Here is a 19,192-nt window from a genome sequence, read left to right as displayed (position 1 = left end):
CCGCTGGCGGTCATGCGTCGGCCGTTGGCGGAAGTCGCCGCCGGCGTCCCGCAGTGTCGGTGGCGGCTAATAGACTTAGGGAACCATGGATTTCCTCACCGACCCGGACTTCGACCAGCATGTTGCCTCTCCGCCCGCTCCGCATCTGCCCGGCGCCGAAGAGCTGCTCTCGGGGCTGAACCCGCAGCAGGAAGAGGCGGTCAAGCATGCCGGCTCACCGCTGCTGATCGTCGCCGGTGCCGGATCCGGCAAGACCCGGGTGCTCAGCCACCGCATCGCGTACCTGCTGGCCACCCGCCGCGCGCGGCCGGGGGAAATCCTCGCCATCACCTTCACCAACAAAGCCGCGGCGGAGATGCGGGAGCGGATCGAGTCGCTGGTGGGGGACCCGGCCAAGCGGATGTGGATCTCCACGTTCCACTCGTCCTGCGTGAAGATCCTGCGCCGCGAAGCCAAGCACGTGGGGCTGAACTCGAACTTCTCCATCTACGATTCGGCCGACACGCTGCGGATGGTCAGCCAGGTGGCCAAGGGGCTGGACCTGGACCCGAAGCGCTTCCCGCCCAAGTCCATTCAGCACAAGATCTCGGCGCTGAAGAATGAGCTGATCGACGACGAGTCCTACGCCTCCAGCGCCAATTATTCGGATCCGTTCGAGCAGGCGGTGGCCTCGGTCTACACCGGTTACACCCAGCGGATGCGCCAGGCCAACGCCATGGACTTCGACGACCTGATCGCGCAGGTTGTCTTCATCTTCCAGGCGTTCCCGGCGATTGCCGACTCCTACCGCCGCCGTTTCCGCCATGTGCTGGTGGACGAATACCAGGACACCAACCATGCCCAGTACCGGCTGGTGCGCGAGCTGACCAAGGAGTCCGAGGACGGGTCGGTGCCGGCCGGCGAACTGACCGTGGTGGGCGACTCGGACCAGTCCATCTACGCCTTCCGCGGGGCGGACGTGCGCAACATCGTCGATTTCGAGAAGGACTACGCCAGCGCGCGCACCATCCTGCTGGAACAGAACTACCGGTCGACCCAAACCATCCTGACCGCAGCCAACTCGGTGATCTCCCGGAACCCGGACCGCCCGGCCAAGCGGCTCTGGACCGCCGAGGGCGACGGCGAGAAGATCATCGGCTACGTGGGCGAAAACGAGCACGACGAGGCCCGCTTCATCACCGGCGAGATCGACCGGCTGCAGGACTCCGAAGGAATCCGCCCCGGCGACATCGCCATTTTCTACCGCACCAACGCCCAGTCCCGCTCCATCGAGGACTTGCTGGTCCGGGTGGGACTGCCCTACAAGGTGGTCGGCGGCACCCGCTTCTACGAGCGCAAGGAAATCAAGGACGCGCTGGCCTACCTGCGGGTCTTGGCGAACCCGGACGACGTCGTCAACCTGCGGCGCATCCTCAACGAACCTAAACGCGGGATCGGCGATCGCGCCGAGTACGCCGTCGCCGCGCTGGCGGAACGGGACCGGATCTCGTTCATGGAGGCGCTGCGCCGTGCCGAGGAGGCGCCCGGCATGGCCACCCGGTCGGTGAACGCGGTCGCCGGCTTCGTGAAGCTGATCGACGACCTGGCCGAAGTCGCCGCCGGATCCGGTGCGGCCGCCGCGCTGGAGGCCGTGCTGGAGCAGACCGGCTACCTAGCCATGCTGCGCCAGAGCAGCGACCCGCAGGATGAATCCCGGGTGGAGAACCTGGCCGAGCTCGTGGCCGTGGTGCGCGAATACGAACGGGACAACCCGGAAGGGTCGCTGTCCGAGTTTTTGGAGCAGGTGGCGCTGGTGGCCGACGCGGACCAGATTCCGGACGCCCCGGACGCTAAGGCGGCGCAGTTGGCCAAGGACCAGGGCGTGGTGACGCTGATGACCCTGCACACCGCCAAGGGGCTGGAGTTCCCGGTGGTGTTCCTCACCGGCATGGAACACGGAATCTTCCCGCACCAGCGCTCCATGACCGACCCGGCGGAGCTGGCCGAAGAGCGGCGGTTGGCCTACGTGGGCCTGACGCGCGCCCGCCAGCGGCTGTACCTGACCCGGTCCGAGTCCCGCAGCATGTGGGGCCAGAGCCAGTTCAATCCGGCCAGCCAGTTCATCGAAGAGGTCCCGGCCGAACTCATCGACTGGAAGCGCGAAGGCACGGCCCGCCCGACGTTTGCGTCCGCGGGCAGCTTCGGGTCCAGCCGCTACGGCGGATCGCACTGGGGTGCCGGGGCCTCCGGCGGCCAGGACATCAGCAACATGCGCGGATCGGTGCCCTCGATCACCAGCGCCAAGACGCGGGCCGGACGCGTGCAGCCGCAGAAGGAAGTCATTGCGCTGTCCATCGGCGACAAGGTCAACCACGCCAGCTTCGGCAACGGGACGGTTTTGGGCCTCGAGGGAGCCGGCGACAAGACGGTGGCCAAGGTGAAATTCGACGCCGGCGAGAAGCGGCTGCTGCTGCGCTATGCGCCGCTGACCAAGATGGGCTGACCTCCGCTGGGAGATTAGCCACGTTTGCGACCGCGCATTTGGCAGCGGCATGACGGGGCGCTTACCGTTCTTATCCATGGACCACGTGGACATTAGGACTTTGGAACGGCTGGCAACCCCCGATTTTTGGCTTGACAAGCCGCTGCGCGTTTCGCTGATCCTGCTGGGTGGATTCCTGCTGAACATGGTGCTGCGGATGGTGATCAAACGCGTCACCGGAAAGATCGCCGACGGCGAGACCGCCAAGCTGGACAAATTCGACCCTGCGGCGCCCAAGAACACAAAAGACCCGCGCTACTGGCTGATTCAGGACTCGCCGATCGCCGCGGTTCGCCGGGCCCAGCGCTCGAAGACGATCGGATCGGTGCTGCGTTCGATCACCACCATCGTGCTGGCCAGCATCACCGCGCTGATGGTGCTCACGGAGCTCGACTTCAACCTCGGCCCGGTACTGGCCAGTGCCGGCATTGCCGGCGTCGCCATTGGTTTTGGCGCCCAGACCCTGGTCAAGGACTACCTGTCGGGCCTGTTCATGGTGGCCGAAGACCAGTACGGCATCGGCGACGTGGTCGACTTGGGCGAGGCATCCGGCACGGTGGAGTCTGTCGGCCTGCGGGTCACCCAGGTGCGCGCCGTGGACGGCACGCTGTGGCACGTTCGCAACGGGGAGATCTTGCGGGTGGGCAACTCCTCGCAGGGCTGGGCGCGGGCCGTGCTGGACATCCCGGTACCGTACGACGCCGATGTGGAGAAGGTCTCCGAGTTGATTCTCAAGACCGCCATGGAACTGCGCATGGACGAGGACAACCGCAGGCTGATTTTGGACGACCCGGAGGTCTGGGGTGTGGAGGCGCTGACCGGCGAATCCGTGGTGATCCGGCTGGCCATCCGCACCAAACCGTTGGAACAGTGGGCGATCGCGCGCAAGATGCGGGCCCGCCTGAAGGAAGCCTTGGCCGCAGAAGGCTTGCGCATTCCGCTGCTGAACCAGACCGTGATCAGGGGCAGTGCACCGTCCGCCGCTATAGCGCAGGGTGGCGGCGCCGCACAGGCCGACGATGCCGCCCAGGGTGGGGACACCGCCGTCGCCCCTCGGGAAGATAGCGGCAAGCGTTAGCCGTGCCGCCCCGTTACCCCAAGCCGTGACGATTCTACAAGTTGTAGAAGTGTGCCCTTGGCCACTAAAGCGGTACTCTGGGACCGGCGCCCGAGGCCAAAGGGGCTAGAGTTCCCCATGGAGCACTGCAGGCATCCGCACCCCGTCCGTGGTCACCGCCACGGCCAACCGCGGATGCCGCTCCGAGTCAGAAACGACTTCGACGTAGAAGGACACAACCCGTGGACCTGTATGAATACCAGGCGCGCGATCTCTTCGAGGCACACGGAGTACCCGTGCTGGCTGGAATCGTTGCGTACACCCCAGAAGAAGCCAAGACCGCTGCTGAGAAAATTGGCGGCGTAGTTGTCGTCAAGGCTCAGGTGAAGGTCGGAGGCCGCGGCAAGGCCGGTGGCGTCAAGGTCGCCAAGACCCCGGACGAGGCGTTTGAACACGCTTCCAACATCCTCGGCATGGACATCAAGGGCCACACCGTCAAGAAGGTCATGATCGCCCAGGGCGCCGACATCGCCGAGGAGTACTACTTCTCCGTGCTGCTGGACCGCTCGAACCGCAACTACCTGGCCATGTGCTCGGTGGAGGGCGGCATGGAGATCGAGCAGCTGGCCGTGGAGCGCCCGGACGCCCTGGCCAAGGTTGCCATCGACCCGGCCGTGGGTATCGACCAGGCCAAGGCCGACGAGATCGTCGCCGAGGCCGGCTTCGCCGAGGACCTTCGCCCCAAGGTCGCCGAGGTCATCATCAAGCTCTGGGACGTATTCATCAAGGAAGACGCCACCCTGGTTGAGGTCAACCCGCTGGTCAAGACCGGCGCCGGCGACATCGTCGCCCTGGACGGCAAGGTCTCGCTGGACGAGAACGCCTCCTTCCGCCAGCCCGGCCACGAGGAGCTCGAGGACAAGGACGCCGCAGATCCGCTCGAGTCCAAGGCCAAGGAACTGGACCTGAACTACGTCAAGCTCGACGGCCAGGTCGGCATCATCGGCAACGGCGCAGGCCTGGTCATGTCCACCCTGGACGTCGTCGCCTACGCCGGCGAGAAGCACGGCAACGTCAAGCCCGCCAACTTCCTGGACATCGGCGGCGGCGCCTCGGCCGAGGTCATGGCCGCCGGCCTGGACGTCATCCTCAACGACCAGCAGGTCAAGAGCGTGTTCGTGAACGTCTTCGGCGGTATCACCGCGTGCGACGCCGTGGCAAACGGCATCGTCAAGGCCCTGGAAATCCTGGGCGAGAAGGCCACCAAGCCGCTGGTTGTCCGCCTGGACGGCAACAACGTGGACGAAGGCCGGCAGATCCTGCTCAACGCCAACCACCCGCTGGTCACCCTGGCCCTGACCATGGACCAGGGCGCCGACAAGGCCGCCGAACTGGCCAACGCCTAAGGACCGAGGAACTAAAACATGTCTATCTTCATCAACAAGGACTCGAAGGTCATCGTCCAGGGCATCACCGGCGGCGAAGGCTCCAAGCACACGGCACGCATGCTGCACGCCGGCACCAACATTGTTGGCGGCGTGAACGCGCGCAAGGCCGGCACCACGGTCACCCACGGCGAGAAGACCCTGCCGGTGTTCGGCACCGTCAAGGAAGCCGTCGCCGAGACCGGTGCCGACGTCTCCATCGTCTTCGTCCCGCCGGCCTTCACCAAGGACGCCGTGGTCGAGGCGATCGAGGCCGAAATCGGCCTGGTCGTGGTGATCACTGAGGGCGTGCCGGTTCAGGACTCGGCCGAGTTCTGGGCGCTGGCGCAGTCCAAGAAGGACGCCGACGGCAACCAGATCACCCGCATCATCGGCCCGAACTGCCCGGGCATCATCACGCCGGGCGAGTCGCTGGTGGGCATCACCCCTGCGAACATCACCGGCAAGGGCGGCGTGGGCCTGGTCTCCAAGTCCGGCACCCTGACCTACCAGATGATGTACGAGCTGCGCGACCTTGGCTTCTCCACCGCCATCGGCATCGGCGGCGACCCGGTCATCGGCACCACCCACATCGACGCCCTGGCTGCGTTCGAGGCCGATCCGGATACCAAGGCGATCGTGATGATCGGCGAAATCGGCGGCGACGCCGAGGAGCGTGCCGCCGAGTACATCAAGGCCAACGTCACCAAGCCGGTTGTCGGCTACGTGGCCGGCTTCACCGCGCCGGAGGGCAAGACCATGGGCCACGCCGGCGCCATCGTCTCCGGCTCCTCGGGCACGGCCCAGGCCAAGAAGGAAGCCCTTGAGGCCGCGGGCGTGAAGGTCGGCAAGACGCCTTCCGAGACCGCGCACCTGCTGCGCGAGGTCTACCCGGACCGCGAGGAAGCCTCCAACCTCTAGGCCCCTCGCCAACAGCACCGAAGCCCGCCACCTGCGCAAGGTGGCGGGCTTCGCCGTTTCCGGCCGGCCACCGGGAGAGGTGGCTGGCTTCGCCTGTTCCCGGCGGCCACCGGGAGAAGCGGCTGGCTTCGCCTGTTCCCGGCGGCCACCGGGACCCGGCTAGGCTGGAAAGACACCCACTGCACAGGAGGTTACATGCGCGCTGCCATCATCCACGGACCGGGCGACATCCGGGTCGAGGAACGCCCCGACCCGGAAATCCTTGCCCCCACCGACGCGATCGTGCGCGTGAGGGCCACCTGCGTCTGCGGTTCCGACCTGTGGCCCTACCGCGGCATCCGCGAGCCGGGCAAACCGCATCCCATCGGCCACGAACTCATCGGCGTCGTCGAGGCCACCGGCGACGCGGTGCGGACGCTGTCGGCCGGCGACTTCGTGGTGGCCCCGTGGGCGATCAGCTGCGGCGAGTGCCCGCCCTGCCGCAACGGCGTGCAAACCTCCTGCGAACACCGGGCCAGTTGGGGAGGCCGCGACGAGCACGGCCTGCCGGTCGACGGCGGCCAGGGCGAAGCCGTGCGCGTGCCCCACGCCGACGCCACCTTGGTGGCGGTGCCGGGCGTGACCGATCCCGGCGAAGAACTGGCCAAGAGCCTGCTCACGCTCTCCGACGTGATGGGCACGGGACACCATGCGGCCATCAGCGCCAAGGTTGGTCCGGGGCGCACCGTCGTCGTCGTGGGTGACGGCGCCGTCGGACTGTGCGGAGTGCTGGCAGCCAAGCGGCTGGGGGCCGAGCGGATCATCGCGATGTCCCGCCACGACGACCGGGCGGCACTGGCGCGCGAATTTGGAGCGACAGACGTCGTGGCGGAACGCGGCAAGGCCGCCGCCGAAAGGGTCAAAGGGCTGCTCGGCGGCGTGCTGGCGGATTCTGTGCTCGAATGCGTGGGCACGGCGGAGTCGATGGACCAGGCGCTGCGCTGCACCAGGCCCGGCGGATCCGTCGGTTTCGTGGGTGTCCCCGCAGGCGGCGCCGAACTGCCCATCGGGGTGCTGTTCTCCAAGAACATTGCCGTCGCCGGCGGCGCCGCGCCCACCCGCGAATACCTTCCGGAACTCCTCGAGGACGTCCTGGCCGGGAAGATCAACCCCGGCAGGGTCTTCGACGTGGTCATGCCCCTCGCCGACGCCGCTGAAGCTTACCGGGCCATGGACGAACGCCGCGCCATCAAGGTGCTGCTGCGGCCCTAGCCGCGGCCAGGCTCCCCGCCAGCGCAGACAGTCAGCCGCGCAGGCGTTCCATGCCGGGATCGACCAGCGGTTCGGCGGCGACGGTGGCCGGAATGCGGCGGCCGAAGTACTCGATCTCGACGCCGTCTCCCTCCGCGGTTTGGGCAGGAAGCCAGGCGTACGCGATCGGCCGACCCACCGTGTAGCCGAAGGCCGCGCTGGTGACGTAACCGGACGGGATGTCGTCCACGTATACCGGCTCCTTGCCCAGCACCACCGACCGGCCGTCGTCGATGGTCAGGCAGCGCAGCCGGCGGGCCGGAGCGCCCGCGGCGGCCAGCGCGGCATCGCCGACGAATCCGCCCTTGTCCGACTTGACCGCAAACCCGAGACCCGCCTCCTCCGGCGTGTGCTCGGTGGTCATGTCGGTGCCCCAGAGCCTGTACCCCTTTTCCAGCCGAAGGCTGTTGAACGCGGCCCGCCCGGCGGCGATGATCCCGTGCTCCTGCCCGGCCTCGAACAGCGCGTCCCAGAGCCTGAGCCCCTGGTCGGCCGTGGTGTACAGTTCCCAGCCCAGCTCGCCCACATAGGAGAGCCGCATCGCGGTGACGGTCAGGCCGGCAATGCGCACCTGGGCCGTGCGGAAGTACTTGAGCGAGTCGTTGCTGAAGTCGTCGCTGCTGACCTTGGCCATCACTTCGCGGGCCAACGGCCCCCAGAGCCCGATGCAGCAGGTGCCGGCGGTGATGTCCTCGACCCGCACCCACTGGGCCGGGTCGGCGTGCGACTGTGCCGCTGCCTCGCCGCGCAGGTACTCGTAGTCGGCGTTGTTGTTAATTCCTGCCTGGAACCGCTCCGGCGCCAGCCGGGCCACCGTGATGTCGCTGCGGATGCCGCCGCCGGAATCCAGCAACAGGCAGTAGGTCACCGCCCCGGGTTTCTTGTTGAGCTGCCCGGTGCCCAGCCGCTGCAGCAAGGTCAGGGCGCCCGGCCCGGACACCTCCACCCGCTTGAGCGGGGTCATGTCATACATGGCGACGGCGATGCGCGTCCTCCAGGCTTCGGCCGCGGCGATGGGGGAGTGGTAGCGGGCCGCCCAAGCATCGCGCTCCGGTTCCCGCCAGTCCTGCGGCAGCGCCGCCAGCAGCGCCGCGTTGGCCTCGTACCAGTGCGGCCGCTCCCAGCCGCCGGATTCCAGGAAGACCGCGCCGAGCTCTTGCTGGCGGCCGAAGAACGGGCTGGTGCGCAGGTTCCGCGGGGATTCGCGCGGCTGCAGCGGATGCAGCACGTCGTAGATCTCCACGAAGTTCTGCTGCGACGTCTGGCTGATGTACTCCGGCGCCAGCTGCACATCTTCGAACCGGCGCACCTCGCATTCATGCAGGTCCGTCCGCGACCGTCCGTCCACCAGCAGCTCTGCCACTGCCTTGGCCACGCCCGCCGAATGGGTGACCCAGACGGCTTCGGCCAGGTAGAAGCCGGCAACCTCCGGGGACTCGCCGATCAGCGGACCGCCGTCGGGGGTGAAGGAAAAGACGCCGTTGAAGCCGTCGGCGATCTGCGCGCCGTGGAGTGCCGGCAGCAGCCGCAGGCTTTCCCGCCAGGACGGTTCGAAGTCCTCCGGCGTGAAATCCAGCCGCGACGGCATGCGGTCTTCGGACACGTCCGCCGGCGGGACGGCGGAGAGTTCGCCCAGGTTCACCGGCATGGGCCGGTGCGCGTAGGAACCGATGCCCAGCCGGTCGCCGTGCTCGCGGAAGTACAGGTCTGCGTCCTGATGGCGCAGGATCGGCAGCCGGGCGCCGTTGGGCAGCTCGTTCCGACCGGCCAGCGCGGGCAACGCCGAGGTCTTGACGTACTGGTGAGCCAGCGGGAGCAGCGGCACCGTCATGCCGGCCATGGCGCCGATCTTCGGCCCCCAGAACCCGGCACAGCAAACCACGATGTCGGCGGGCACCCTCCCGGCGTCGGTCGCCACCGCGGTGACCCGTCCGCCGTCGTGCTCAATGCCCGTCACGGTGGTGGAACCGCGGAACTCGACGCCGGCGGCGGAGGCGCGGGCGATCAACAGCCGGACGGCGCGGGCCGCGAGGGCCAACCCGTCGGAGGGGATGTGCAGGCCGCCCAGCACGCTCCCGGCCGGCAGAAGCGGATGGTGCTTCTCGCACTCATCCGGATCGATCAGCCGGGCCTCGACGCCCCAGGACGCGGCGAAGCCGGCCTTGCGCTTGAGGTCTTCGAACCGCGCTGGCGTGGTGGCCACCTCCAGCCCGCCCACCTGGTTGAAGCAGGAGATGCCGTCGGCCGTGAGCGAGCGCATTTTGCCCACGGTGTAGCCGGCGAATTCGGTCATGGTCTTGGACGGATTGGTCTGGAACACCAGGCCGGGGGCGTGCGAACTCGACCCGCCGGCCAGATGCAGCGGGCCCTGCTCCAGGACGGTCACGTTCGTCCAGCCGCGGGTGGCCAGTTCGTCCGCCAGATTGGCGCCGACGATCCCTGCTCCGATGATGACGATGCGCGGGGTAGTGCTCATGCGGTAATGCTCCTTGAGGTAGCAGGGCGGGGCAAGGGATGAAGGGTCAGGCGTTTGTGAGGTGCGGCGGGCGCCCCGGTTGCACCGGTCCGCCCGCCGCAGGGCGGCCTAGGCGGGCGGAGACGCTGCCGGGCACTTCCCTTCGGGACAGGTGTCGTCGCATTCATGCTTGGTGACCAGATCGAACCTGCTGCCGCCGTGCTGGCCCACCCCGGAACGGATGGCGCGCTCCACCACGGAATCGGCCAGCCGTCGGCGCAGCGCCAAGGGATCACGGCGCAGGTCCTTGGCCAGCGCGATGCACATCAGCAGCATCACCAGGACGAACGGCAACGCCACCACGATGGTGATGTTCTTGAGTCCGTTCAAGGCTTCGGCCGGCTGGTCTCCGCCGGCGAGCAACATCACCGCAGCCACCCCACCGGTCAGCGCACCCCAGAAGATCACGACGCCGCGGGAGGGCTCTTCGGCCCCGTTGGAACTGAGGGAAGCCATCACCAGCGAGGCCGAATCGGCGCCCGTGACGAAGAAGATCCCCACCAGCACCATCGCCAGGATCGCCACCGCGCCGGCCAGGATGTTCGGCAACGGCAGGTTTTGCAGCAGATCGAAGAGGGCGCCGTCGAAGGAGATGGTCGGTTCGCCGTCGACCATGTCCACCAGCCCGTCGCCGGTATCCGGTGTGGCATCCGCCGCGGCCTGCACGCCGAAGCTGGCGCCGCCGAAGATCGCGAACCAGGCGACGCTCACGATGCTTGGCACCAGCAGCACGCCGGTGACGAACTGGCGAATGGTGCGGCCGCGGCTGATCCGGGCAATGAACATGCCGACGAACGGTGTCCAGGACACCCACCAGGCCCAGTAGAACACCGTCCAGCCGGACATCCAGCTGCGCAGCGCCTCGTCGCCCACCGCTTCCGTGCGGGAGGCCATCTCGGCCAGGTCGCGGGCGTAATCCCCGACGGCGGCCGGCACCAGGTTCAGGATGAACAGCGTGGGGCCTGCCAGGAACACAATCAGCGCCAGGATTACGGCCAGCACCATGTTGATGTTGGCCAGCCACTGGATGCCGCGGCGGATTCCGGAGACGGCCGAGGCGATGAAGCATGCCGTGAGCACGGCGATGATGACCACGAGCACGCCCGTTGCCAGCTCGCCAACCCAGCCGTTGAAGGCCAGCCCGCTGCCGATTTGCAGGGCGCCAAGGCCGAGCGACGCGGCGGTGCCGAAGAGGGTGGCGAAGATGGCCAGGATGTTGATGAACTTTCCTGCCGGTCCCTCCACCGTCTTGCTGCCGAACAGGGAGGTGAAGATTGCCGAGATCAGCTGTTTGCGGCCCAGCCGGTAGGTGCCGTAGGCCATGGCAATGCCGACGACGGCGTACATCGCCCACGGATGCAGTGTCCAGTGGAACAGCGAGGTGGCCATCGCCGTCTGGATGGCCTCTGGCGTCTGCCCGTCGACGGTTCCGGGCGGCGGGGCGATGTAGTGGTACATCGGCTCCGCCACGCCGTAGAACATCAGGCCGATGCCCATGCCGGCAGCGAACATCATGGAGATCCAGGAGATGGTGCGGAACTCCGGCTTTTCGCCGTCCTTGGACAACGGGATGTTGCCGAACCGGCCGATCGCCAGCCACAGCACAAAAACCACGAAGAGCGAGGCCAGCAGAATGAACAGCCAACCGGTATTCTCCATCACCCAGTTCAGGACGGTGACCGAGGTGGTGCCGAGGTGCTCGGTGGCCAGGAAGCCCCAGGCTACGAACGCGACGGCGAGGACGCCTGCCACGGCGAAAACCGTCTTGTCCAAGCCACCGCTCGTCCGCTGCCTGCCCGCGACAGCCTGCTCGTTCTCGCTCGCACGAAGCTCGGCCAGGATCCGGGCGTCGTCCTCGGTGTCCTCTCGCCCCGGCGGCGCGGCAAGCGGTCCGCCCGAGGGCTCCTGGCCAAGCACCTGCCGGACCTCGTTGTCGGGTGGGCCATCATCAACTGCAAGATCTTTGTTCACTGACATGTAAGTTCCTTTGTTGGATGACGAAGGCCCGGCTACACGTGCCCGTCGACCCGCAGGCCGGGCGGGAGATTCGGGACCTCTTCTGATTCCTGGACCATGATGATGCCGTCCACGACGGAGACGCCGTGGACGCGGACCGGGAGTTTGGCCGGCGGCGCGTCTACTACGCCGGTGCGCAGATCAAACTTCGACGCGTGCAGCGGGCACTCGACTTCGCAGCCCTCCACCCAGCCGTCCGCAAGCGAGGCGTCTTGGTGCGTGCAGGTGTCGTCGATGGCAAAGAGTTCGCCCTCTTCTGTGTGGAAGACAGCGATGGGAGGCGAGGTATCCAGCCGGATGGCGTCGCCGGGGGCTAGTTGGCTCAACGGGCAGGCTTTGTGCATGGAGCGGCTTCTTTCGCAACGCCACAGCGTGGCAAGTTCCGTCATGAACAACGTTGTCCACGATAGGCAACAGTGTGCCGGGTCACGATCTGTTGTCAAGGGTCTTGGGAAAATCTTCATCCACTTGACGTCGTGAACCCTTGACACCAGGGGAATCTTTCTTCACTCTGTTTCACATAGCGCATCGAGTTGCGCAGTGTGCTGCTTGTTGGAACTGCCGTCGATCCTCCTGCCGTGAAAGGCCTACCCATGCAGACCCTCGTCATCATTGGAGCTTCGCTGTCAGGGCTCTCTGCCGCCCGGGCAGCACGCGCCCAAGGTTTTGCCGGCCGCCTGATCGTCGTTGGGGAGGAAATCCATCCGCCCTACGACCGCCCGCCGCTGTCCAAGGACTTCCTGGCCGGCCGGATTTCGGAGGCGGACTTGGCGCTGGTCGCCGGGGACGACGAGTTGGACGCCGAATGGATCCTCGGTGTGAAGGCCGTAGGCCTCGACCCTGAGTCGATGACCGTATCCCTCAGCGACGGACGGAATCTCTCCGCGGACGGATTTGTCGTGGCCACCGGCTCCTCCGCCAGGGTGCTGCCCGAAGTCGATGGCTGCAAGAACGTGTTCACCCTCCGCACGCTGGACGACGCCCGGGCGCTGCGCGGGCACCTGCTGCCCGGTCGGAAAATGGTGGTGATCGGGGCGGGTTTCATCGGCGCCGAAACAGCTTCGACGGCCCGTGCAGCGGGACTCGACGTAACCGTCGTGGAGCGGTCCGCTGCTCCGTTGTCCGGAGCCTTGGGCGCAGAGATGGGGGCGGCCGTCGCCGGACTGCATTCGGCCGGTGGGGTGGAGATGCTGTGCGGCAAATCCATCCGGTCCTTCCGGACCAGCGGCGGAAACGTCAGCCACGTGGTGCTCGACGACGGACGGGAGCTTCCCGCGGACATCGTGTTGGTGGGCGTTGGTGGGCAGCCGAACACCGACTGGCTGCTCGGCTCCGGAATCCGGTTGGGCAACGGCGTGCTCTGCGACTCGATGGGCCGCACCAATCTCCCCTCGGTGGTGGCCGTCGGCGACTGCGCGGCCTGGTGGAACCCGCGGGCAGGGGCGCACGAACGTGTTGAGCACTGGACCGGAGCCCTTGAGCAACCTGCCGTGGCGGTGGCAGCGCTGTTGAATGACGCAGCGGCAGCGGCGCCGGTGAATCCGCCCTATTTCTGGTCCGACCAATACGGCTCGCGAATTCAGTTTGCCGGCCATGTGCACGGACACGACCGGGTTGAGATTGAGCACGGCTGCGTCGAAGACAACAGTTTCCTGGCCGTCTACTACGCCGGAGCCGACCCCGTTGCCGTGCTGGGCGTCAACCAGATCCGCCAGTTCACCAGATGGCGCAAGTTCCTCAACCGGGAAGCCGAACGCTCCATGGACGCACGGTCGGGCGAGTTCGCCACCGCCTCCTGATCCGCATCACCAATTCCCTCCCTGCCAGTTCTGCCCAAAGGAGTTCGCATGACCGCCGAGATGGTTTCGGATAGCTTGATCGCCACCTTGCCCGGCCGGACTTACGTCGACGACGACGTCTTCCGTGCTGAGCAGGAACACATCTTCGAAGAGATGTGGTTCTGCGCGGTCAGGTCGGCCGATCTGGACAAGCCCGGCGCCTACCAAACCGTGCAGATCGGGCGCGAATCGGTCATTGTCACCCGCAACCGCAAGGGTGCGGTTCGGGCGTATTACAACATCTGCCGACACCGCGGCGTCAAACTCTGCGTGGACGAAAAGGGGGAGGCGGGACGTTCTTTCCAGTGCCCGTACCATGCCTGGACGTACGACTTCGACGGCAAGCTCATCGCTGCGCCCAACTTGACCAAGATGCCGGACATCGACCGGCAGAAGTACGGGTTGGTGGACGTCCCGGTTCGCGAATACCTGGGCTACGTGTGGTTGTGCCTCGCGGATGAACCGCCGTCGTTCGACCAGGATGTGGTCGGGGCGATCGAAGAGCGGTTGGGCGACGCCGGCGCAATCGACGGCTACGACATCGCCAACCTCAGCCTGGGCCGGCGGATCACCTACGACGTGAAGGCCAACTGGAAGCTCATCATTGAGAACTTCATGGAGTGCTATCACTGCGCAACCATCCATCCGGAGTTGACGGAGGTGCTGCCGGAGTTCGCCGACGGACTGGCCGCACAGTACTTCGTGGGCCACGGCGCCGAATTCGGCGAGGACGTCAAGGGCTTCACGGTGGACGGGTCGGAAGGCCTGGAACGGATTCCGGGCATCGCCGACGACCAGGACCGGCGGTATTACGCCGTCACGATCAAACCCACGGTCTTCGTCAACCTAGTGCCGGACCATGTGATCATCCACCGGATGTTCCCGCTGGCCGTGGACCGGACCGTGGTGGAATGCGACTGGCTGTACATGCCCAGCGTGGTGGAAGCCGGAAAGGACCTCACGGCCTCCGTGGAACTCTTCCACCGGGTGAACCAGCAGGACTTCGATGCGTGCGAACGCTGCCAGCCGGCGATGGGATCAAAGATCTACGCAAACGGCGGCGTGCTGGTGCCCAGCGAGCACCACATCAGCGCCTTCCACGCGTGGGTCACGGACCGCTTGTCGGTGGAACCCGCGGACGCCGTCGTCAGCTGCCAGCGGCCGGCGGCGGGGCGGTCAGATTTCCCGTGAGTGGCCCATCCGGGCGCTGATGTCCTGCCCGGCCTGCTTGATGTCCTCGACCAGCCCGTCAATCTGCTCGGGCTTGAACCGGAAGGCCGGGCCGGAGATGCTGACCGACCCGATAACGGTTCCCAGGTGGTCCCATACCGGAACAGCAATGGAATTCAGGCCGATCTCGAATTCTTCCTCGACGACGGCGTAGCCCTGGGCGGAGACCTGGAGCAGTTCCTTTTCCAGTTTCTGCCGGGAGGTGATGGTGTTCGCGGTCTGCGCCGGCAACCGGGTTTCCTTGACGATCTTTAGCCGGTCTTCGGACGTGAGCCCCGCCAACAATACTTTCCCGCTGGATGTGGCGTGCAGGGGCGTCAGGCTGCCGATCCAGTCGTAGGTCGCCAAGGTGGACGGACCTCTGGCCTGGTCCACGTTGACGGCGAAATTGGAACGCAGGACTGCCAGGTTCACGGTTTCCTTGTACTGTTCTGCCAGTCGTTCCAGCACCGGCCGGGCCTCGCGCACCAGGCTCAGGTTCCCCGGGATCGAGTTCGCGAGCCGCAGGATCCCAAAGCCCAGCTGATATTTGCCGCGCTCGCTGTTCTGCTGCACCATGCCGCGCTGGTCCAGCGATGCCAGCAGCCGCGAGGCGGTGGACTTGTGGACGCCCATTTCCTCGGCGATGTCGCTGACACCGGCAGCGCCACGGCGCGCCAGGATCTCGAGCACGGTGATGGCGCGGTCCACAGACTGCACGCCGCGGTTCAGGTTCTCCGGCGACGCCTCGTCGTCGAACTCTTCAGGATCGGCCATAGGACCATAATCTCATTGCCTGCGCGGACGTGGGGCCGCCGCGGAGGGAATGATCCGGAGCGCCGTCAGTCCGACGTTGCCTCGGGGGAGCGGGCGGCCCGGGCGGCACGGTGTGAGCCGAAGGATGAGTAGTCGGCCGAGCCGGGCTCTCCCCAGACCACGAGCACCCGCAGGGGTCCGCCGCCGGTGTTCGCCAGATCGTGCTCAGACCCCACCGGGGCGAGCACGGCGTCACCCGGGTGCAGACGGTGGACCCGGCCGTCCACGGTCATCCGGGCCGTTCCTTCCATCACCACGTAGAGTTCTTCGAGCGCGCGGACGCCACTGGGATGGGAATGCATGCCTTCGGTCCCGCCCGGCGGCAACTCCCACGTCTGAACCGCCACGGGCAGGCGGGACTGATCCTGAAACAGCCACTGCATCTTCACCGGGGCGCTGCCTTCGTGGAGGTTGTAGGCGAAGGCGAACTCGCCGCGTCGTTCCAGCAAGTTAGGTCTCCTCGCCGGCAGGCAGTGCTGCTGCGGGGTGGCTCCCCATCCGGACCGAAACCTGGCGAGCAGCTTGGCGGCAGGCTTCGGATATTGTGCCCAACACGTCTTCGGAAATCCGGAATCGGGGCGCAGCAAGCATGACGCAGCCGGCAACGTTTCCGCGGTGATCGAAGACAGGAGCAGCAACGCCGACTTCCTCCGGTGACGTCTCGCCGTAGTTGGTGGCCAGGCCATTGGCTGCGACCTCTTGGAGCCGGACGGTGTAGGCATCCAGGGCGCCGACCCCGCTGTCGGGGAGGATCACGTCCCCTTGGGCGATCAGGCTACGGACCGTGTCCGAGCTGACTTGCGCCAGGAAGACCTGGACGGACGAGCTGAGAGCTGTGTTGTACCTGGTACCCAGAGGGGTCGTGTGTTTGACCTGCTGTGGGCTCGCAATTTGTTCGACGCAGACCGACTCGCTGCCGTTCCAGACCATCAGCGCGCTGGTCTCGCCGATGCGGTCCGTGAGTTCCTGCAGCACCGGATACGCTGCCCGGCGCACATCGAGATCGGCGAGCAGGGGGCCGGTCACGGCGATCAGGCCGAGGCCGAGTTTGAACCGGCGCGTCGACGGATCCCGCTCGACAAGATCCTCCTGCTCCAGTGTGGCCAGGATGCGGGAAACCGTGCTCTTGTGCAGTCCCACGCGAGAGGCAATTTCGGTGACGCCCAGCAGCGGCGTTTCGACACTAAAGCAGCGCATCACCTCGATCGCATTCAGGATGACGGAGGTCCCGCGTGCATCGGAGGAACCGGCAGTGCCCTTCTTGTTGGTGGCATCTGCAGTTTTATTCATAGTGCGTTCCATTCTTGCCAGTTAAAAGGCAGTACGGCGCAACCGGTTCCAGTTGCGCCGCACAGCATTTCACCAGCCCGAGACGGGTCAGGCGTCGATGATGTTGTGTTCGGGGCCGAAGCCGAATTTGGTGATGTTCTCGGCGCCGTTTTCGCCGATCACGAGGATGTCGTGTTCGCGGTAGCCGCCGGCGCCGGGTTCGCCGTCGGCGACGGTGATCATGGGTTCCATGGAGACGACCATGCCCGGTTCCAGCACGGTCTCGATGTCTTCGCGCAGTTCCAGGCCTGCTTCGCGTCCGTAGTAGTGGGAGAGGACGCCGAAGGAGTGGCCGTATCCGAAGGTGCGGTTCGGGAGCAGTCCGTGGCCGATGTAGATCTCGTTCAGCTCGGCGGCGATGTCCTTGCAGACGGCGCCGGGCTTGATCAGTTCCAGGCCGCGGCGGTGGACTTCGACGTTGATGTTCCAGAGTTCGAGCGAGCGTTCGTCCGGTTGGCCCAGGAACATGGTTCTCTCGAGTGCGGTGTAGTAGCCGGAGGTCATGGGGAAGCAGTTCAGGGACAGGATGTCTCCGCGCTGCAGTTTGCGGGTGGTGGCCCAGTTGTGGGCGCCGTCGGTGTTGATGCCGGACTGGAACCAGACCCAGGTGTCGCGTACCTCGCGGTGCGGGAAGGTGCGGGCGATTTCATGCACCATGGCCTCGGTGCCGATCAGCGCGACTTCGTATTCGCTGATGCCTTCGCGGATCGCGGCCTTGATGGCCTCGCCGCCGAGGTCACCGATGCGGGCGCCGTGCTTGATGACCTCGATCTCTTCGGCCGACTTGATCATCCGCTGGCGCATTGCGTCCTGCGAGACGTCGAGCAGTTCGGCGCCCTCGAACGCGGCCTGGATGCGCTGGCGGGTCATCAGCGGCAGGGCGTCGTCTTCGACGCCGAGGCGGCGTGCGGTGACGCCGCGCTGGCGCAGTGCTTCCTGCAGGGCGAAGTAGAAGTTGTCGCGCTTCCAGTCCGTGTAGACGATGTTCTCGCCGTAGCTGGTGCGCCACGGCATGCCGGCGTCGATGTTCGCGGTGACGGTGACCGAGTCGTCGGCGGTGACGACCAGGGCGTAATTGCGGCCGAAGGTGGTGTAGAGGAAGTCCGAGTAGTACTTGATGCCGTGGTAGCTGGTCAGGATCACGGCGTCCAGGTCCTTGGCGGCCATGATCTGGCGCAGGCCGCTCAGCCGGCGTTCGAACTCGGCGTCGGAGAAGGTCAGCTGCTGCTTTTCGCCGATGTGCAGAACCTTCAGGCGTTCGAGCTCGGAAACCGAATTCGTGGTCGATGCTTCGAGGGACATGATGACTCCTTCTGGGTGTGTGGGCCAAGTGGCCTGGAGGTACCGGCCCGTCCTCGGCGATGCCGGAGGGGGATAAATGCCAGCTAAAGAAGGTGCGGAACTGTTGCATTTACTGCAACTCTGTTGCGTTGAGTATGTCTTGTGATGTGCGCCACGTCAAGAGTTGCCGTGCCGTGAGCGGGTCATCGTTTGAGCTGAAGTTCCTGAACGATGTCCATGGCAAGAGCGTCTACGACTTGGTCGAACAGGAGCTTGCCTTTGACGGCGTCAGAGCCAGTGGGGGAGGAGAGGCATCCGGTGGCAGGCGTCCGCGAGGCAACGACGGGCAGGCGGTCGAACCTGGGCAGGTCTGCGGGTGGGTGGTCGACGCTTCGTTCCAGGTTCACCAAGCTGGGCTCCAAGTGCAGCATGAGCGATGTCTCCAACACTCCGCCGTGTTCGATCTCCCATCCGGGGAAGCCGTTGGGATAGACGGTCTGCAACGTCTCCTGGGAAACGTAGTCCCAATAGGACAGCAGCAGCACGCTGCGGTCGTCGCCCTGGCAGATGCCCAAATCGCCGAGCGCGAGATCTATGCCTTCGTAGAGGAACTGGTAGTTCTCGAAGTGGCCGTTGACGAAGACGATGTTCCTCACGCCCTGCCGGAAGAGCGAAACCGTCAGGCTTCTCGTGAGGCCGATCATCGTTGCAGCATCGAGGCTCGTGGTGCCGGCAAGATGATTGCCTCCGCCAGATTTTTGCTGGGACTTGTAGCCGTAGGTGATGGGCTGTGCGACCAGCGCTCCGGCAGCCTCCGCAACAGCCGCGGCGATGCTGGTCGATAACAAGGCGTCTGTCCCCAAGGGCAGATGCGGCCCGTGCTGCTCCAGGGCTCCGACCGGGACCAGTACGACTCCGCCGGAGCCGGCGTTCAGCCATTCATTAAAGGTATGGGCGTCGGTTTCGGACATGTGG

The 19,192-nt window shown here is 66.1% G+C and carries 15 protein-coding genes; 7 read left to right on the top strand and 8 right to left on the bottom strand.

From position 1 onward, the window contains the following. Window positions 1-85: 85 nt before the first annotated feature. The 5 genes from pcrA (at window position 86) to AC5RVD_RS08645 (ending at window position 7,174) form a co-directional block, all read left to right on the top strand. Window positions 86-2,482: a DNA helicase PcrA gene (gene pcrA, locus AC5RVD_RS08665; protein ID WP_494126696.1), complete on the top strand. Its 2,397-nt coding sequence runs from the start codon at window positions 86-88 to the stop codon at window positions 2,480-2,482. 76 nt (window positions 2,483-2,558) lie between these two features. Further along, window positions 2,559-3,599, top strand: a complete 1,041-nt coding sequence (locus tag AC5RVD_RS08660) for a mechanosensitive ion channel family protein (protein WP_494112923.1) — start codon at window positions 2,559-2,561, stop codon at window positions 3,597-3,599. Between the two features lie 221 nt (window positions 3,600-3,820). Next, a complete protein-coding gene (gene sucC, locus AC5RVD_RS08655; protein ID WP_494112924.1) occupies window positions 3,821-4,984 on the top strand; it encodes an ADP-forming succinate--CoA ligase subunit beta in 1,164 nt (387 codons plus the stop codon). Between the two features lie 18 nt (window positions 4,985-5,002). Beyond that, window positions 5,003-5,923 carry a succinate--CoA ligase subunit alpha gene (sucD, locus tag AC5RVD_RS08650; RefSeq protein ID WP_494112925.1) on the top strand — a complete coding sequence of 307 codons (921 nt, stop codon included), beginning with the start codon at window positions 5,003-5,005 and terminating at the stop codon, window positions 5,921-5,923. Between the two features lie 195 nt (window positions 5,924-6,118). Further along, window positions 6,119-7,174, top strand: coding sequence for a zinc-dependent alcohol dehydrogenase family protein (locus tag AC5RVD_RS08645; protein WP_494126695.1), 1,056 nt, complete (start codon window positions 6,119-6,121; stop codon window positions 7,172-7,174). 31 nt (window positions 7,175-7,205) lie between these two features. Here AC5RVD_RS08645 and AC5RVD_RS08640 read toward each other — a convergent pair whose 3' ends face one another. The 3 genes from AC5RVD_RS08640 to AC5RVD_RS08630 all read right to left on the bottom strand — a co-directional run bounded on the left by AC5RVD_RS08640 (window position 7,206) and on the right by AC5RVD_RS08630 (window position 12,088). Then, the gene (locus AC5RVD_RS08640) at window positions 7,206-9,689 is read right to left on the bottom strand and encodes a GcvT family protein (RefSeq protein WP_494126694.1); all 2,484 of its coding nucleotides are present in this window, start codon (window positions 9,687-9,689) and stop codon (window positions 7,206-7,208) included. A gap of 108 nt (window positions 9,690-9,797) precedes the next feature. Continuing rightward, window positions 9,798-11,705 (bottom strand): BCCT family transporter, encoded by a 1,908-nt coding sequence (locus tag AC5RVD_RS08635; RefSeq protein ID WP_494112928.1) that lies wholly within the window; start codon window positions 11,703-11,705, stop codon window positions 9,798-9,800. A 32-nt stretch (window positions 11,706-11,737) separates the two neighbouring features. Next, the gene (locus AC5RVD_RS08630) at window positions 11,738-12,088 is read right to left on the bottom strand and encodes a bifunctional 3-phenylpropionate/cinnamic acid dioxygenase ferredoxin subunit (protein WP_494112929.1); all 351 of its coding nucleotides are present in this window, start codon (window positions 12,086-12,088) and stop codon (window positions 11,738-11,740) included. A 249-nt stretch (window positions 12,089-12,337) separates the two neighbouring features. Here AC5RVD_RS08630 and AC5RVD_RS08625 point away from each other — a divergent pair, with 249 nt between their 5' ends. Further along, entirely contained in the window at window positions 12,338-13,543 is a 1,206-nt protein-coding gene (locus AC5RVD_RS08625) for an NAD(P)/FAD-dependent oxidoreductase (protein ID WP_494126693.1), read from the top strand. Window positions 13,544-13,591: 48 nt separating this feature from the next. Beyond that, complete coding sequence (locus AC5RVD_RS08620) at window positions 13,592-14,773, top strand: aromatic ring-hydroxylating oxygenase subunit alpha (RefSeq protein WP_494126692.1); 1,182 nt, start codon at window positions 13,592-13,594, stop codon at window positions 14,771-14,773. On the opposite strand, the gene AC5RVD_RS08615 is transcribed toward AC5RVD_RS08620, so the two are convergent. From AC5RVD_RS08615 to AC5RVD_RS08595, 5 genes are all read right to left on the bottom strand, one after another. After that, a complete protein-coding gene (locus AC5RVD_RS08615; protein ID WP_494122371.1) occupies window positions 14,759-15,568 on the bottom strand; it encodes an IclR family transcriptional regulator in 810 nt (269 codons plus the stop codon). The two genes, AC5RVD_RS08620 and AC5RVD_RS08615, sit on opposite strands and share 15 nt — an antisense overlap. Before the next feature lie 65 nt (window positions 15,569-15,633). Beyond that, complete coding sequence (locus AC5RVD_RS08610) at window positions 15,634-16,056, bottom strand: cupin domain-containing protein (protein ID WP_494126691.1); 423 nt, start codon at window positions 16,054-16,056, stop codon at window positions 15,634-15,636. A 1-nt stretch (window position 16,057) separates the two neighbouring features. Further along, window positions 16,058-16,897, bottom strand: coding sequence for an IclR family transcriptional regulator (locus AC5RVD_RS08605; protein WP_494112934.1), 840 nt, complete (start codon window positions 16,895-16,897; stop codon window positions 16,058-16,060). An 87-nt stretch (window positions 16,898-16,984) separates the two neighbouring features. After that, the gene (locus tag AC5RVD_RS08600) at window positions 16,985-18,238 is read right to left on the bottom strand and encodes a M24 family metallopeptidase (protein WP_494126690.1); all 1,254 of its coding nucleotides are present in this window, start codon (window positions 18,236-18,238) and stop codon (window positions 16,985-16,987) included. A 182-nt stretch (window positions 18,239-18,420) separates the two neighbouring features. After that, the gene (locus AC5RVD_RS08595; RefSeq protein ID WP_494126689.1) at window positions 18,421-19,188 is read right to left on the bottom strand and encodes a creatininase; all 768 of its coding nucleotides are present in this window, start codon (window positions 19,186-19,188) and stop codon (window positions 18,421-18,423) included. Window positions 19,189-19,192: the final 4 nt, after the last annotated feature.

Source organism: Arthrobacter sp. THG-b23 (assembly GCF_059091265.1).
The sequence above is the reverse complement of the archived record's forward strand: the minus strand, read 5'-3'. Positions and strand labels throughout refer to the sequence as shown.

What these genes read in the sequence shown, in the direction of transcription:
- pcrA (WP_494126696.1), top strand. Translation starts at nt 86, where the DNA reads ATGGATTTCCTCACCGACCCGGACTTCGACCAGCATGTTGCCTCTCCG.
- AC5RVD_RS08645 (WP_494126695.1), top strand. Translation starts at nt 6,119, where the DNA reads ATGCGCGCTGCCATCATCCACGGACCGGGCGACATCCGGGTCGAGGAA.
- AC5RVD_RS08630 (WP_494112929.1), bottom strand. Translation starts at nt 12,088, where the DNA reads ATGCACAAAGCCTGCCCGTTGAGCCAACTAGCCCCCGGCGACGCCATC.
- AC5RVD_RS08640 (WP_494126694.1), bottom strand. Translation starts at nt 9,689, where the DNA reads ATGAGCACTACCCCGCGCATCGTCATCATCGGAGCAGGGATCGTCGGC.
- sucD (WP_494112925.1), top strand. Translation starts at nt 5,003, where the DNA reads ATGTCTATCTTCATCAACAAGGACTCGAAGGTCATCGTCCAGGGCATC.
- AC5RVD_RS08595 (WP_494126689.1), bottom strand. Translation starts at nt 19,188, where the DNA reads ATGTCCGAAACCGACGCCCATACCTTTAATGAATGGCTGAACGCCGGC.
- AC5RVD_RS08605 (WP_494112934.1), bottom strand. Translation starts at nt 16,897, where the DNA reads ATGAATAAAACTGCAGATGCCACCAACAAGAAGGGCACTGCCGGTTCC.
- AC5RVD_RS08660 (WP_494112923.1), top strand. Translation starts at nt 2,559, where the DNA reads ATGGACCACGTGGACATTAGGACTTTGGAACGGCTGGCAACCCCCGAT.
- AC5RVD_RS08635 (WP_494112928.1), bottom strand. Translation starts at nt 11,705, where the DNA reads ATGTCAGTGAACAAAGATCTTGCAGTTGATGATGGCCCACCCGACAAC.
- AC5RVD_RS08625 (WP_494126693.1), top strand. Translation starts at nt 12,338, where the DNA reads ATGCAGACCCTCGTCATCATTGGAGCTTCGCTGTCAGGGCTCTCTGCC.
- AC5RVD_RS08620 (WP_494126692.1), top strand. Translation starts at nt 13,592, where the DNA reads ATGACCGCCGAGATGGTTTCGGATAGCTTGATCGCCACCTTGCCCGGC.
- AC5RVD_RS08600 (WP_494126690.1), bottom strand. Translation starts at nt 18,238, where the DNA reads ATGTCCCTCGAAGCATCGACCACGAATTCGGTTTCCGAGCTCGAACGC.
- AC5RVD_RS08615 (WP_494122371.1), bottom strand. Translation starts at nt 15,568, where the DNA reads ATGGCCGATCCTGAAGAGTTCGACGACGAGGCGTCGCCGGAGAACCTG.